The organism is Nocardia miyunensis NBRC 108239 (assembly GCF_001613065.1).
In the GTDB taxonomy this organism is placed as follows: Bacteria; Actinomycetota; Actinomycetes; order Mycobacteriales; family Mycobacteriaceae; genus Nocardia; species Nocardia miyunensis.
In genome coordinates this window covers 45,541-61,027 of sequence record NZ_BDBQ01000058.1, presented here as the reverse complement: position 1 = coordinate 61,027, position 15,487 = coordinate 45,541, and the positions used below count along the sequence as shown (strand labels likewise).

At 68.4% G+C, this 15,487-nt stretch carries 11 protein-coding genes; 5 read left to right on the top strand and 6 right to left on the bottom strand.

Going from position 1 to position 15,487, the window contains the following annotated elements; genetic code table 11:
* Positions 1-6: 6 nt before the first annotated feature.
* From NM2_RS25435 to NM2_RS25420, 4 genes are all read right to left on the bottom strand, one after another.
* The gene (locus tag NM2_RS25435; protein WP_157121302.1) at positions 7-207 is read right to left on the bottom strand and encodes a hypothetical protein; all 201 of its coding nucleotides are present in this window, start codon (positions 205-207) and stop codon (positions 7-9) included.
* Between the two features lie 299 nt (positions 208-506).
* Complete coding sequence (locus NM2_RS25430; RefSeq protein WP_067673574.1) at positions 507-2,339, bottom strand: phosphoenolpyruvate carboxykinase (GTP); 1,833 nt, start codon at positions 2,337-2,339, stop codon at positions 507-509.
* 357 nt (positions 2,340-2,696) lie between these two features.
* Positions 2,697-4,220, bottom strand: a complete 1,524-nt coding sequence (locus NM2_RS25425) for a hypothetical protein (RefSeq protein WP_067673572.1) — start codon at positions 4,218-4,220, stop codon at positions 2,697-2,699.
* Entirely contained in the window at positions 4,207-5,337 is a 1,131-nt protein-coding gene (locus NM2_RS25420; protein ID WP_067673644.1) for a P-loop NTPase family protein, read from the bottom strand. Before NM2_RS25420 ends, NM2_RS25425 begins: the two co-directional genes overlap by 14 nt.
* A 566-nt stretch (positions 5,338-5,903) precedes the next feature.
* On the opposite strand from NM2_RS25420, the gene NM2_RS25415 reads away from it, so the two are divergent.
* The 4 genes from NM2_RS25415 (at position 5,904) to NM2_RS25400 (ending at position 12,032) form a co-directional block, all read left to right on the top strand.
* On the top strand, positions 5,904-7,265 hold the full coding sequence (locus tag NM2_RS25415) for a lipase family protein (protein WP_067673570.1): 1,362 nt from the start codon (positions 5,904-5,906) through the stop codon (positions 7,263-7,265).
* Between the two features lie 59 nt (positions 7,266-7,324).
* Positions 7,325-8,176, top strand: a complete 852-nt coding sequence (trmB, locus tag NM2_RS25410) for a tRNA (guanosine(46)-N7)-methyltransferase TrmB (protein ID WP_067673642.1) — start codon at positions 7,325-7,327, stop codon at positions 8,174-8,176.
* A gap of 88 nt (positions 8,177-8,264) precedes the next feature.
* Positions 8,265-9,005: an NYN domain-containing protein gene (locus NM2_RS25405; RefSeq protein ID WP_067673640.1), complete on the top strand. Its 741-nt coding sequence runs from the start codon at positions 8,265-8,267 to the stop codon at positions 9,003-9,005.
* A complete protein-coding gene (locus tag NM2_RS25400) occupies positions 9,006-12,032 on the top strand; it encodes an MMPL family transporter (RefSeq protein ID WP_067673566.1) in 3,027 nt (1,008 codons plus the stop codon). It begins immediately after the preceding gene.
* Between the two features lie 378 nt (positions 12,033-12,410).
* Here NM2_RS25400 and NM2_RS25395 read toward each other — a convergent pair whose 3' ends face one another.
* Positions 12,411-13,217, bottom strand: coding sequence for an alpha/beta fold hydrolase (locus NM2_RS25395; protein WP_067673564.1), 807 nt, complete (start codon positions 13,215-13,217; stop codon positions 12,411-12,413).
* A 34-nt stretch (positions 13,218-13,251) separates the two neighbouring features.
* Positions 13,252-13,938 carry a DUF1707 SHOCT-like domain-containing protein gene (locus NM2_RS25390; protein ID WP_067673562.1) on the bottom strand — a complete coding sequence of 229 codons (687 nt, stop codon included), beginning with the start codon at positions 13,936-13,938 and terminating at the stop codon, positions 13,252-13,254.
* A gap of 253 nt (positions 13,939-14,191) precedes the next feature.
* Here NM2_RS25390 and NM2_RS25385 point away from each other — a divergent pair, with 253 nt between their 5' ends.
* Positions 14,192-15,487 (top strand): AI-2E family transporter, encoded by a 1,296-nt coding sequence (locus tag NM2_RS25385; RefSeq protein WP_067673638.1) that lies wholly within the window; start codon positions 14,192-14,194, stop codon positions 15,485-15,487.

Sequence of the window (15,487 nt, the reverse complement as noted above, 5' to 3'; positions counted from 1 at the left end):
TGAACATCACTTCGGCGTCTGCACTCGCAACATCGCCGCCGGAACCTGCCCCGGCCGACGGGGGGCGTCCACGACCTCGACCTCCCACCCGTCCGGCAGTGCCGCCTGCAATTGCCGCGCGGCTCGGCGCATCGGCGTACTCGCAGTCGGCAACTCGAACTCGGGCGCCCGCGGAACGACGGGCGAATCGAACTCCAACTCGGCCATGCCCATGCACCTCCATGATCGGCCTGCGCCGACGTGGGACGGAAATGATCCGCCGAGACGGCGAGGCATTCAGTTCAGCCGATTAGTTAATTTCCCGCAATCGAACCGGTCGGACATGAGATGTAGAACACATTCAAGAATAAGGCACCGAAGTCCGTTTCATACCCATCCGGACCGGACACATCGTGCGAAAAAACTCACTCCGCTGGGCGCGCAGCTCGCGAGAGGCGTACTGGTACACGAAAAACCGCCCGCAGCGTCGGTAAGACGCTACGGGCGGAACGTATTTCGCGCCGGACTCAGCCCAGGCGCTCTTTGAGCGCCTCGAATTCGTCACGCACACCGGACGGCAACTTATCGCCGACGAACTCGAACCACTCCTCGATGAGCGGAATCTCCCGACGCCACTCGTCCAGATCGACCTTCAGCGACGCGTCGACGTCGGCCGGATCCACATTCAGACCGTCGAGGTCGAGATGCGCGGCGGTGGGCACGTGGCCGACCGCGGTCGACTCGGCCCCGGCCTTGCCCTCGATGCGGTTGACGATCCACTCCAGCACGCGCGAGTTCTCGCCGAAGCCGGGCCACAGGAAGCGGCCGTCCTCGCCGCGACGGAACCAGTTGACGTAGAAGATCTTCGGCAACTTGGCGGCATCGGCGTTCTTGCCCAGGTTGATCCAGTGGTTCATGTAGTCACCGACGTGGTAGCCCATGAACGGCAGCATCGCCATCGGATCGCGACGCACGTTGCCGACCTTGCCCTCGGCGGCGGCGGTCTGCTCCGAGGACATGGTCGCGCCCATGAACACGCCGTGCTGCCAGTCGAAGGATTCGGTCACCAGGGGGATGGTGGTCTTGCGACGGCCGCCGAACAGGATCGCCGAAATCGGCACGCCCTGCGGGTCGTCCCATTCCGGAGCCAGCGTGGGGCACTGCGACATCGGCGTGCAGTAACGCGAATTCGGATGCGCGGCAAGGGTTTCGGTCTCCCGCAGGAACCAGTCGTTACCCTTCCAGTCGATCAGGTGATCGGGCTCGCCCTCGAGGCCCTCCCACCAGACGTCGTGGTCGTCGGTCAGCGCGACGTTGGTGTAGACGGTGTTTCCGGCCTGCAGGGTTTCCATGGCGTTCGGGTTGGAGCTGCGGTTGGTGCCGGGGGCGACACCGAAGAAACCGAACTCCGGGTTGACCGCGTACAGGCGGCCGTCCTCGCCGAAACGCATCCAGGCGATGTCGTCGCCCAGGGTCTCCGCGCGCCAGCCCGGCACGGTCGGCTGCAGCATCGCGAGGTTGGTCTTACCGCAGGCGCTCGGGAACGCGGCCGCGATGTAGTAGTTCTTGTTCTCCGGCGAGATCAGCTTGAGGATCAGCATGTGCTCGGCCAGCCAGCCCTCGTCGTGGGCCATCGCCGAGGCGATACGCAGCGAGTAACACTTCTTGCCCAGCAGGGCGTTGCCGCCGTAACCCGAACCGTACGACCAGATCTCGCGGTCCTCGGGGAAGTGGGTGATGTACTTGGTGTCGTTGCACGGCCACGGGACGTCGGCCTGACCGTCGGCCAGCGGCGCGCCGACCGAGTGCAGGGCCTTGACGAACGGCTTGTCCGTGCCCAGCTTCTCCAGCGCGGCCGTGCCCATGCGGGTCATCACGCGCATCGAGACCACGACGTACTCCGAATCGGTGATCTCCACACCCAGTTTCGGATCCTCGGCGCCCAGCGGACCCATGCAGAACGGCACCACGTACATGGTGCGGCCCTTCATCGAACCGCGGTACAGCTCGGTCATGGTCTTGCGCATCTCGACCGGATCGACCCAGTTGTTGGTCGGGCCCGCCTCGGCCTCGGTGCGCGAACAGATGAACGTGCGCGACTCCACCCGCGCGACGTCGGAGGGATCCGACAGCGCCAAGAAGGAGTTGGGCTTCTTCGCGTCGTTGAGCCGCTGGAACGTGCCGGCCTCGACGAGCTGGGCGGTCAGCACGTCCCACTCCTCGTCGGAGCCGTTCGCCCACACCACTCGATCGGGCTGGGTGAGTTCTGCGACCTCCCCGACCCAGGCGAGCAACCCCGCGTGCTCGGTAGGTGCGGTGCCATCGGATCCGCGAAGACCGGGAATGGTCACTGAGGTCATGAAAACTCTCCTGAGATGGGCGGCCGGTGGTGTTGTGAGCGAGCAGCCGGAACAGCTCACGACACCGGAACGGCCACCATTGGCGGTAGGCACCCGTTCCGTCTCGCCGACTTCAGGGGCGGCATATGAGGAGGGAGCGGATGCCGATGTTCCTTGATAAAGAGGTTAACGCGATGTGACGGTGAGTACGGAATGGGGTTCCTCACTCGGTACCCGAACTACATGTTCGTCAACCGCGGCCGCGAGGAATATCACGAAACGTCTGTTTCCGAGAAATATGCAGGCCCAGGAGTTATGGCCGAGATTACAGCGAACTCACGGCGACGAGAAGATCAACTGCGTTGGCCGCGTTCGTCATCACTGCGTGAGAGCGGAATCGAGGATCTGCAGATCGCGTCGGCAGGCGGCCAGTTGTGCGGGCTGGCGAGAATTCAGCTCACGCACTCGCGACTCCAATTCCGCGACGCGTCGATCCGTTTCGACCACGCGCGCGGTCGTCGCGCGGACCGCCTGATCGGTAAGTTGCGATTCGGCCTCGACCAGGGCGGTGGACACCCGTTGCTCGAGTTGGGCCTTGACGTTCACCAGAGCATCGGAGATCCATTGCCGCATATGCGCGCGATCGGCGATATGACCGCGAGCGCGCACCACCCAGTAGGCCACGGCCGCCCCGAGCAACAGAGTGACCGGGATCGTCGCATAGTTCAGCGCCGGGACCAGCGTCAACGGCGCGACCGCCAGACGGCCCAGACCGAATCCGCCCGAGGCTCCCAGCGCGATCATCAGGTGGTCCTCCACACCGCGATGCCGGGGTTCGGGATCCGGGCCCAGCCGCGGCGGCGGATCGGTGCGCGGCACCGGCGGACGGGCGGGCCCGCCGGGTGTGGGACCGGTCACGGCCTCGAGCTGCCGGGACAGATCGGCGAGGCGGTGGGCCAGGACGGCGTCGAGCTCGACGGTCAGCTGATCGACCGACTGCTGTAGATCGGCCGGGTAGGCCTTTGTGGCGCGGCGGCCGAGGCGGTCGAGGTCGGACCGGGCCGCGGTGTTCAGCGCGCGGATGCGGGCGCCGACGTCGTGCAGCAGATCCATCCGCGCCAGGTGCATGCGGTTGCGCAGGGCGGCCATGGCCTGGGTGCGGCCGCCGTCGCGCGCGGCCAGCAGCGTCGCGCGTTCCTCGCGCAGGCGGGCGACCTCGGCCCCGGAGTTCAGCTCGGCGGACTGGCCGACGATGCGCCGGCGAGTGTCGGCCAGCACCCGGTTCAGGACCGCGGCCAAGCGGTCCGGTCCGCCGTCCGCACCCGCGGCCGCGGTCAGCCGGGCGTGCAGGACGCCCAGACCGGACCGGTCCAGCAGGGCGGCGTCGCCGGACTGGCGCGCGGCGACGGACAACCGGGCCGAGACCGGCACGATGGCCGGATCACCGCCGAACACCGGGGTCAGCAGGGCGGTGTTGCGGTCCAGCACCACGCGCCAGTCCGGGTAGGCGTGCGTGTTGTTCATGGCGAACAGGGTCCGGGTGCCGCTGGAACGCAGTCGGGATACCACGTTCAGCGTGCTCGCGCCGAGTGCGGCGCCCGCGTCCAGCAGCAGTAGCGCCACCTCGGGCGCGGCGCCGGGATCCGCCATCGGGTCGGTCAGGACGACGCGCGGTTCGAAACGGGCCAGTTCGGTGCGCAGCAGGAGGGTGCTGGCGTCGGCGGGGCCGATCAGCGCGACCGCCTCGGGGGCGGGCAGCACGGTGTCGGAACCGGCGTCCGCGGGGCCGCTCGCGGCCCGCAGCAATGCCGCGCCCTGCGGATTCCAGCGCCCGAGCACCGCCCGCACTTCCGGCGAGAGCGTTGTCGGGGCGGAACCGGTGGACGGGTCAGAGTCCGGCACTGCTCATCCGCTCGAACAACCGGACGTATCCGTTGTGCGCGCGCAGCGCCGCACGGCGGGCCGCGGCGGGCATATCGCTGGACACCACCGCGCGCCAGCGCTGGGCGCGGGCGATCGCGTCATCGGCGTCGGCGGGATACGGCGACGGATAGCCCGCGGCCAGATGGACGACCTCCGGGCAGGCCAGTCCGGCCCGCAGACCGGTCCACAGGGCCTCGTCACCGGCCAGATAGTCCTCGATCAGGTCCCGGGCCCGGCCCGCGCCCGGCCCGCCGGCCCGAGCGGCCAGGCGGGCCAGCTCGTCGAGGAATTCGCCGCCGCGCCGCTCGGCGGACCGCTCGTAGCGGCGGTGCAGCAGGGCGTGGACGGCGTCGATTCCGCTGACCGCGTGAAGTATCTGCCGGATCGTCTGCGGGCCCAGATCCGGATCGCGTTGCAGCGCCGACATCGCGGTCGACACCCCGAACAGGCCCCAGTGCGCGAGCACGGTCTCGCGGTCGGCGACATCGGGCCCGAAATCCGGGGAGCAGAACAGTTCCGCGGTCAGTGTGAAGGACGGATCGGTCGTCGCGGCGTGGCGCCGCAGTATGGTCAGATCCTCCTGCGACGGTGTGCCGGATCTGGTCCGCACGGCCAGTTCGGAGACCACGGGCAGGGTCGCCATGCCCATCTCGTAGGCGCACTGGTCCACCGCGGCCACCGCATCGCCCCAGCGCGAACCGACGGCATCGGCCTTGTTCAGCACCACGACGGTCCGATCGCGCGGCAACCGGGCCAGCACCGCGCGATCCCCCGGCTGCAAGGCCGAGGACAGCACGTAGACCAGCAGATCTGCGTCGAGTACCGGATCCGGGCGGCCCGGCTCGTCCACCGGCGTGGTCTCCTCCGCCGATATCAGCGCCAGCGCCTGCAGCAGGGTGGACTTGCCCGCACCGGCGCGGCCCGTGACCTGAATGCGCACCGGACGCCGCCACATGCCCGCGGCGGCGGCGACCTGTTCGGCCACCCTCGGATCGGTGCCCGGCCCCGTGCGCAGATTCGCGATCAACTGGTCGAGTGCCGGTGCGGGTCCGCCCTGTTCGGCGACCAGCCCGGTTGCCGCGGAGTCTGTCGGCACGGTACTACCCCCTTCCGGCGGGCAATTCTCGCAGAACTCACCCGGATTGTCGGCACGGACCACCGTATCTACCCCGCCGAATATCGAACCTGAATCCCACCCCGTCAACCACACGCTCCCAGCCGCACCCGACGCCGCGACAACGACCTGCTCGCGAGCCACGAAAAGAGTGCGGATCCGAGCACGGGGTGCGGCGGATCCGCCCAACCCGAAACCCGAGGACCTGGTCCGCCAACCATCTCGGTAAGATCTCGAATACATCACATGCCGGCATCGACCCGAAATCGGCGCGATACCGCGGCACACGGACTCCGATTGCGGACCGCGGACCTGGGCATGTTGTGTCATTGATCACAGAGCGCAATCAGGAATCAGCCTCGGATGGCGGGTGTTTCATTGAGAGACAGCACAATTCGGGTGTTGTGAGGTTTTCGGGCCAATGCCCGGTCGCATACGCTGAGGCCGTCGGCCATATCGTCGACGTGGGGCAAGGCTGTGCCCGAGCGCCGGTTCGTTCGGGCGGGTGTGGGTAACGGCCTGGTCACAGGCTCAGTGAGGAGGTTGCGATGACCGTCATCGAAGACGTCATCGGACGGGTCGACGCGATGTCCGGCGTCCGGGAAACGATCGACGCGGCACGTCCGCTGCTGCCGTCGCAGGATCCGTTCCTCGTCCCGCCCACCGACCTCACCCGCTACGCACCCGGCGCCATCCTGCGCAGCCGCGCGGTGCGGATCGGGTTGTTCGGCCTGGTCCCGCAGCGGGTCTCGGCCTGGCAGCTGCTCTACCGCAGCACCGATATGCACGGCGACCCCGAGGCCGCGATCACGACGGTCCTGCTGCCCGACGGCGCGGATCCGCACGTCGAGCGGCCGCTGCTGGCCTTCGAATCGGCGATCGACGCGACCGCCGAACAGTGTGCGCCGTCGTACGCCCTGCGACTGGGCGCGGTCGCGCCCGGTTCGATCACCCAGCTGGAATGGCTGCTGGTCGCGGGTGCGCTGCGGCGCGGCTGGGCGGTCAGCATCGCCGATCACGAGGGCCCGCACGGTAATTTCGGCGCACCGCGCGAACCCGGCTACCGCTCCCTGGACGGCATCCGCGCCGCACTGCACTTCGCCCCGCTGGGCCTGCACGCGCGGACCCCGGTCGCGGTGTGGGGCTATTCCGGCGGCGGCATGGCCGGGTCCTGGCTGGTCGAGATGGCGCCGGTCTACGCACCCGAACTCGATATCGTCGGCGCGGTGCTCGGCGCGCCGGTCGGCGATCCCGCAGAGGTGTTCGTCGGGCTCAACGGCGGACGCTTCGCCGGATTCCCGCCGATCATGATCGCCGCGCTGCGCCGCCTCTACCCGGCGCTGGACGAACTCCTGGACACCGAATTGAACGCCGAGGGCCGCCGCCTGCTGGACGTGGCCGCCCGCTCCGCGCCGATCCTGGCGCTGTCCCGCCTCACCGGACGCGACGTGGGCGATTACCTCGGCCGCCCGCTGGCGGAGGTGCTGGCCGAGCCGCAGATGCGCGCGATGTTCGACGACCTGCGCCTGGGCGGCAACGTCCCGAACTGCCCGATGCTGATGATCCAGCCGGTGAACGACCAGGTCATCAATGTCCGCGCGATAGACGAGCAAGTGGCGCGCTACCGCCGCGGCGGCGCGAACGTCACCTACCTGCGCGACCGGCTCAGCGAACATTTCACCCTGCTGCCCCTGGCCACTCCGCTGACCCTGGACTGGCTCGCCGATCGGATCGCCGGACGTCCGGTCCCCGAGCCGAGCACCCGCACGGTCTGGTCGGTGGTGACCGATTCGTCGAGCTGGCGCGGACTGCTCGAAATGACGCTCACCGCAACGCGAGTCGCGCTGGGACGACCGTTGCGCGGCGAGTCGGGCCCGCCGCCCAGGCCGACCCGCACGCTGGCGGCCTGATCGAACGTCCGGGAAGGGTTGCGCGGTCGCCTGCTGTGCTGATCATCCGATACTGGACAATGGACGCCGTGAACGACGCCGCGAACCACACTGCAGAGCCGGTCCCCGGGCCGCGGTCCACGGCATCGACGGCGGTCGGCCGTGCGGGCAGCGCACCGGCCCCGGCCACCGCGGGGACCACCGGACCGGGCCACCCGACGGGCTCGCGCCTGCACCCCCGGGTCACCAGCTTCCGCTCGCGTCGCGGCGCGCTCACCGCTACGCAGCAGCAATCCTGGGCGCGGATGTGGCCTCGAATCGGCCGCGACGTCTCGGACGACCTGCTCGACGCACCCGCCTGGTTCGGCAGACACGCCCCGCTGATCATCGAGATCGGCTGCGGGACCGGCACCGCGACCGCCGCGATGGCCCAGGCCGAACCGCAGTTCGACCTGATCGGCATCGAGGTCTACAAGCCGGGCCTGGCGCAATTGGTGCAGCGCGTCGAACGGGAGAACATCGAGAACATCCGGTTGTTGCGCGGCGATGCGGTGGACGTTCTCGAACACATGATTGCCAAGGATTCGCTCACCGGAGTCCGGGTGTTCTTCCCGGACCCCTGGCCCAAGGCTCGCCACCACAAGCGCCGCCTGCTGCAGCCGACCACCATGACGCTCATCGCGAGTCGCCTGCGCCCCGGCGGTGTTCTGCACGTCGCGACCGACCATGCCGGTTACGCCGAGCACATCGCAGAGGTGGGTGCGGCGGAACCGCAGCTCATCGGCCTCAACGAGGCCGCGGGCGGCGATCGCGACCGCTTCGCGCAGGATGCCCCGATAGGCTTCGACCGGCCCGTGACGAAATTCGAAAGCAAGGCGCATCGGGCCGGAAGCGCCATCACCGAGCTGATTTGGGGGAAGATCGGATCATGAGCGTGCGAAGCGAGCGAACAGTTAGCTCAGCCATTTCCACCGTCGGTGATGCGCTGTCATGACGGTCGGTGAGATGGACCACGACGTGATGGACGTCCCCGAGATGGTGCCGAGCACTCCCTCCGGCGGCGAGCCGGCCCCGTCCACGGCGAGCTCCGGGGCCGGCTCGGCGCCGCAGGGCAGCGGTACCGACGTGCGGCGGGTGCTGCTGGTCTGGGACGCGCCGAATCTCGACATGGGCCTGGGCGCGATCCTGGGCGGGCGTCCCACCGCGGCGTACCGGCCGCGCTTCGACGCGCTGGGCCGCTGGCTGCTCGCCCGCACCGCCGAACTCTCCGTCGGCGGTACCGGCCGGGTCGAGGCCGAGGCGACGGTGTTCACCAATATCGCCCCCGGCACGGCCGATGTGGTGCGGCCGTGGGTGGAGGCGTTGCGCAACGTCGGTTACGCGGTCTTCGCCAAACCGAAGATCGACGAGGATTCCGACGTCGACAGCGATATGTTGGCGCACATCGAATTACGCCGCCGCGGCGCGGGCCTGGCCGGGATCATGGTCGCTTCCGCCGACGGACAGGCGTTCCGCGAACCTCTCGAGGAGATCGCCGCAGGCGGCGTGCCGGTGCAGGTGCTCGGATTCCGCGAGCATGCGAGTTGGGCGGTGACGTCCGATATCCTCGAGTTCATCGACCTAGAGGACATCCCGGGAGTGTTCCGCGAACCACTTCCCCGGGTCAGCCTCGAGTCGTTGCCCGACGAGGGAGCCTGGCTGCAGCCCTTCCGGCCGCTGTCCGCACTGCTCACCTCCCGCCCCGCGCAAGGAGTCGCTTAAGTGTTCACCCGCTGGGGCGATTTGGTCTACCGATTCCGCTTTGTCGTACTGGTCGTGGTGGTGGGCGCACTGCTCGGCCTGGGCGCTTTCGGCCTCAGTTTGAGCAAACATCTCAGCTCCAGCGGGTGGGACGATCCCGGCTCCGAGTCGACCCAGGCGGCCGAGCTGCTGGACTCGACGTACGGCCGCGACCACACCGGTGACGTCATCGTGCTGTACACCGCGCCGGACGGGAAGACCGTCGACGACGCGTCGTTCAACAAGCCGATCATCGAGAATCTGACCAATCTGCCCAAGCAGCATCCGGATCAGATCGACAAGGTCTACATCTCGCCGTGGAACGTGCCGGGCGCGGCCCAGTACTCGTCCGCGGTCACCGTCTCCAAGGACCGCAAGGTCGCCTTCGCCGCCATCGAACTCAAGGGCGACGACGACACCTCGACGATGAACAACTTCCGGGACGTCAAGGACTCGTTCGACGTTCCCGGGGTGAATACTCAGGTCGCCGGTCTGCAGGCGGTCTCGGGCACGCTGAACGACACCATCGCCTCGGACCAGCGGCGCATGGAGATCCTGGCGATCCCGGGCGTGGCCGTGCTGCTGTTCTTCATCTTCGGCGGCGTCGTCGCGGCCGCGCTGCCGCTGATCGTGGGTGGTCTGACGGTCATCAGCGCCAACGGCATCGTGATGGGCATCACGAAGTTCACCGAGGTGAACTCGTTCGTGGGCGCGGTGGTGTCGATGATCGGGCTGGGTCTGGCGATCGACTACGGATTGTTCATCGTGAGCCGGTTCCGAGAGGAGCTGGCCGACGGATACGACACCCGCGCGGCCGTGCGGCGCTCGGTCATGACCGCCGGACGCACCGTCGCGTTCTCCGCGACGATGATCATCGCGGCCAGTGCGAGCATGCTGCTGTTCCCGCAGGGCTTCCTGAAATCGGTCGCCTACGGCACGATCGCGACGGTCGCGCTGGCCGCGGTCGCCTCGCTGACGATTCTGCCCGCCATTCTGGGCATCCTCGGTCCGCGCGTGGACATGCTGGGGCTCAAGTGGTTCCGCAAGACCAAGACCACCGAGGAGATCGAGAACGGCTTCTGGGGCCGCAGTACGCAGTGGGTGATGAAGCATCCGCTGAAGGTGGCCGTTCCACTGTGCATCGTGCTGCTGCTGCTGATCATTCCGGTGAAGAATCTGTCGTTCGGCGGGATCAGCGAAACCTATCTGCCGCCGGACAATCCGACTCGCGTGGCGCAGCAGGAATTCGATCAGCTGTTCCCGACCCGGCGCACCGATCCGATCAACCTGGTGATCGTCACCCAGGACTCCACGAAGATCTATTCGATTCTGCAGCAGGCGGATCAGGCTCCCGGGCTGGTCGGGCAGTTCGCGATTCCCGGACAGCCGCCGACCGGATCGGACGTCTGGAAGACCTCCACCACGCTGACCGATTCGGACAACGCCAACCCGACCATCGACTATCTGCGGTCGATGAGTGTGCCCGACGGCGTGGACGTGTACATCGGCGGGACGCCCGCGATGCAGAAGGACAGCGTCGACGCGCTGCTGAACCGGATGCCGCTGATGATCGTGCTGGTCGTCTTCGTCACCACGCTGCTGATGTTCCTGACCTTCGGCTCGCTCGTGCTGCCGATCAAGGCCGCGCTGATGAGCGCACTGGGTCTCGGCTCGACGCTGGGCATCCTGACCTGGATCTTCATCGACGGCCACGGGGCCGGGCTGATGAATTTCACACCACAGCCGATCATGTCGCCGGTACTCGTGCTGATCATCGCGATCATCTACGGCCTGTCCACCGACTACGAGGTGTTCCTGCTCTCTCGCATGGTCGAGGCCCGTTCGAAGGGTGCGAGCACCACCGAGGCGGTGCGCAGCGGTACCGCGCAGACCGGCCGGATCATCACCGCCGCCGCGCTGATCCTGCTCGTGGTGACGGGTGCGTTCGCCTTCTCCGACCTGGTGATGATGCAGTACATCGCGTACGGCATGGTCGCGGCGCTGCTGATCGACGCCACCGTGCTGCGCATGCTGCTGGTGCCGGCCACCATGAAACTGCTCGGCGACGACTGCTGGTGGGCTCCGGCGTGGATGAAGCGGATCCAGGCGAAGATCGGTCTGGGCGAGCCGATTCTGGACGACGAGCGTCCCGGCGGCGGTGAGGTGGTCGACCTGGTCAAGACCACGCCCGTCACCGATCCGGTGACCATGCAGATCCCGATGATGCCGGACGGCACACCGGCCAAGCCGGGTCGTAAACCCAAGCGCGCCAGGTTCATCCGGCACGCCGATCCGGAAGCGCCGACCGAGCGGCTGGACTCGCCGGACGCGGAGGAGTCGAAGAAATCGAAGTCGCCGAAGTCGCCGAGGTCGCGCATCCTGCCGCCGCCGGGCGTGCTGCAGCGGCCCGACTCGCAGGAATCCGGCGACGGCGACGCCGCTTCCCCGGCGAGTGAGTCGACGCCGCCGCAGTCCTCGCTGAATCTGCCGGGTGTCACTCCGCCGCCCGCCTCCGAGGCGAGGCCGCGGCCCCCCGAGGTCTCGCCGCCGCGCAATCTGCCGCGTCCGCCGGTGCCGCCGGGTTCGGGGATGTCGGACCAGTCGGAATCCGGCGCGGCGCGGGATGCGGCGGCCGATCCGGTCAACCCGACTCCGCGCATCCTGCCGCCACGCCCGAAACAGTCCGCGGTGCCGCCGCATCCGGCCGACCGCGCCCATCGTTATCTGTCGCACGATCAGGACGGTTCCGAGACCGAGGCCGAATCCGCCGTCTCGCCGGGCGGCGACGCGGGCGAGGCGCAGACCACGCCGACCCCGGCAACCCGCCCCGACCCGGCCGACCCCCGCCAGGAGGCCAGCCGCAGCAGTATCGAACAGTGGATGGCCGACCTGCGCTCCTCCCGCCAGCGCCCCGGCCAGCCCGGCGACACCGAAGAGGGCAAACACCACGGCGGCAGCAACCGCACGGTCAGCGTGAACGAACTGCTCCGCCGCCAGAACCGCGAGTGAGCACGAAGTTCGGCCGGATGCCCTGCCGCACAGGGCATCCGGTTTCGACAGTGCATGTCGGCAGCGAGATTCGCGAGACCGCCGGACCACAGTGGAGATTCGGTACGGGCACAACCCTGCCGTGATCCTCGGTCGGCACATCTTGCCGATCACGACCCCGAGCAACGCAGATCGGCGTCACCAATCTCGAATCGATCAGGCGGGCGGTCGCCGAGCCGGGCGAGGGTTGGTGTGTCGCACTTATGCCATCCGGCGTAAACAGGCCGTTGCTCCGAGATGGGCCTACCCGCCAGGTGCGCGAATCCTGATCCACCACGAATGAGCGCGCCACGTGCGGCATTCGCGGATGAGACAGCGGCGGCACCCACGCCGCTCGCCCTAATGATGTGGCGTGGCGCGGGCTATGGCCGCACGGATTTCGGCGCTGACCAGGTCCGGCGCTTCGAGCATGGGGACGTGGCCGACGCCGGGGAGGGTGCGTGATTCGACGCCGGGGGCGGCTGCGCCGCGGCCGTGGAACCGGGGCGGGAGAAGGCGATCGTGTTCGCAGAGCAGGACCGTGACCGGGGCCTGGATATCGGCGAGGCCGGTGAATCCGCTTGCGAGAGTGGAGTCTTCGGCCAGGTCGTCGACGACGTGGCAGTGTGCGGGGGCAGCGGCGCAGGCGGTGGCCAGGGCGTGCGGGACCGCGGCCGGGCGGTGCGCCAGCAGCGGAATCACCAGGCTGCGCACCATGGCCGGGGCCGACGCGCCCGCGCCGACGCCGAGGACCGGGCCGAACGCCCGGTACTTGCGGATCAGCTGCTGGGTGACCGGTACATCCGCATCCCACAGTCCGCCGGGCGCGATGGCGACGACCGAGCGCGCCCGGCCTCGCGCCGCCAGTTCCAGGGCCAGCCAGCCGCCGAGCGAATTACCCACCAGATGCGCTGTCGGCCAGCCCTTTTCGTCCATGACGGACTCCGCGAAATCGGCCAGCGCCGTGAAGGTCGCGGGCCCGGACACCGCAGGGCCGCCCCAGTGGCCGGGCAGGGTCGGCGCGAAAACCTCGTGATCACCGGATAATTCGTCGATCACCGCGCCCCAGGACTGCCAGGTGAGCAGCAGTCCGTGCAGCAGCAGTACGGGCTCACCTCGACCGGCTCGGAAATACGGGTCCGGTTCGGCCGCGACACGCTGCACCATGGCCGTGACGATACCCGCCGGGCCCGCCAGCCGGTCAGAACCCCGACATCAGCCGACGCCACTGCACCGCGAGGGGCTGTTTGGCGGTCACCGAACCGAACCGCAGCCGACCGTGCACGACCACGTGCAGCGGCCCGATCGGCGGCCCGGTGCGCACCTTGTTGTTCACACTGGACCCGATCAACTCCAGTCCGTCCACGTCGACGGTGGCCGCACCGGGCAGGATCAAGGTCAGCGAACTACAGAAATCGTCCATGCGCAGCTCCACCACCTGCGTGGACATCACCGCCTGCGTGAAATCCAGACTCACGCTGGAGCAGTAGTTGTTCAGGTACATCGTCGGCGGGACGTGCCACGCGCCCCTGCGGTTCACCGAGGAGATCCGCGACCGGATGGTCGCCGACGAGGTCGCCGCCGGCCCCGGAGCCTTCGCGTACGACGGCGTCGCCCGCCCCGCCGGATCGGGCTGATCGGGCTGCCCGACCAGTCGCACCCCCGGCAGATCGATCAGTACCGCGTTGAGTTCCCCGCGGGTCTTGGCCGCCAGCGCGGTATCCATCCGCTCGGTGAACTCGCCGAGGGAGAGCATCCCCAGCCCGACCGCCCGCTGCAGCAGCATCCCGACATGTTCGCGTTCCGCGTCCGAGACCCGCAGATCCCGATCGCCCGCCGCACCCCCGGTCTCGGGAACCGGCCCGGCGGAAACCGTTTCACCAGCCATGACATCGAGGCTACCGACGTCACAGGCTCCGCACATCAGGGCAATCCCTGATGTGCGGGGCGCTGTGTGACTCTTTTCGCCCGCGCGTCCTGGGCGGATGCCGGGACGAGGTCGGTGCGCGCACGTGCCCGCGGCGAGCGCGACGGTTAGGCTCGGCCGCGTGACTCACGTTGGTTCGGGCCGGGACAGATCCGATGCGCGGGACTCCGGAGCGCCCGGCGGCGGGACCGGCCGACGGGTCGCGGCCGACTCGGTGCATCCGTTCGTCCGGGTGAGCGCCGAATGGTGCTGGCGGTTGCTGGTGATCGTGCTGGCCGTCGTGGTCATCGGCTATCTGTCCCGGCGACTGGCCACCGTGGTCATCCCGATCGCGATCGCCCTGCTCGCGGCGGCGCTGCTGGTGCCGCTGGTGGATCTGCTGCAACGCCTGGGGTTGCCGCGCTCGATCGGGGTGTTCGTCTCGCTGGTCGGCTCGCTCGGGGTGATCGCCGGGGTGTTCACCTTCGTCATCGAGCAGTTCGTCACCGGTGTTCCGCAGCTGGCCAACGAATTCAAGACCAGCGTCCAATCCATTCAGGACTGGCTGATCAACGGCCCGCTGCACCTGAGCAACGACCAGATCCGCAACGCGGGCGACACCATCGTGAAAACGCTCGAGCGCAACCAGGATTCGCTGACCAACGGCGCGCTGACCACCGCGGCCGCGATCGGCGAATTCCTCACCGGCACCTTCCTGACGTTGTTCATCCTGATCTTCTTCCTCTACGGCGGCAATCAGATCTGGGAATTCGTCACCCGGGTGGTGCCGACGCCGCAGCGCGAACGGGTGCGCACGGCCGGGCGGCTCGGTTTCGGGACGCTGGTCGGATTCGTGCGCGCGACCGTCGCGGTGGCCGCGGTGGACGCGATCGGCATCGGCACCGGCCTGGCCATTCTCGGTGTGCCGCTGGCGCTGCCGCTGGGCACCCTGGTGTTCATCGGCGCGTTCATCCCGATCATCGGTTCGCTGCTGGCCGGTTCCATCGCGGTGTTCCTGGCGCTGATGACCAAGGGCCTGGTCACGGCATTGATCGTGCTGGGTATCACGATCGCGGTGATGCAGTTGGAAAGCCATGTGCTGCAACCGTTGCTGCTCGGGCGCGCGGTGCGGATACATCCGCTCGCGGTCGTGCTCGCGATCACCGCGGGTGTGGTGTTGTACGGGCTGGTCGGCGGTCTGCTGGCGGTGCCGTTCGCCGCGGTGATGAACACCGCGATCCACTCGCTGCTCTCGGGCAGTTCCGAGGAGCTGTATCACGAGCTCAACAGCGGTACGGAGCGACAGCCGATGTTCCACGCCCGGCCCGACGACCCCGATCCGGATCGGTACCGCCTGCCCGATCCCGATGCGCGCGAAGCTGATTCGGACGAGCGCGATGACGAGGAGAACGAACCCGAGTTCGGCAAGTCCGGCGTCGACGAAACCGACTCCAGCGAATCCGCCTCGGGCAGGACAGAGTCCAGCGAGACCGACTCCGGCGCGACCCCGGGGACCGGGGATGCACGCTGA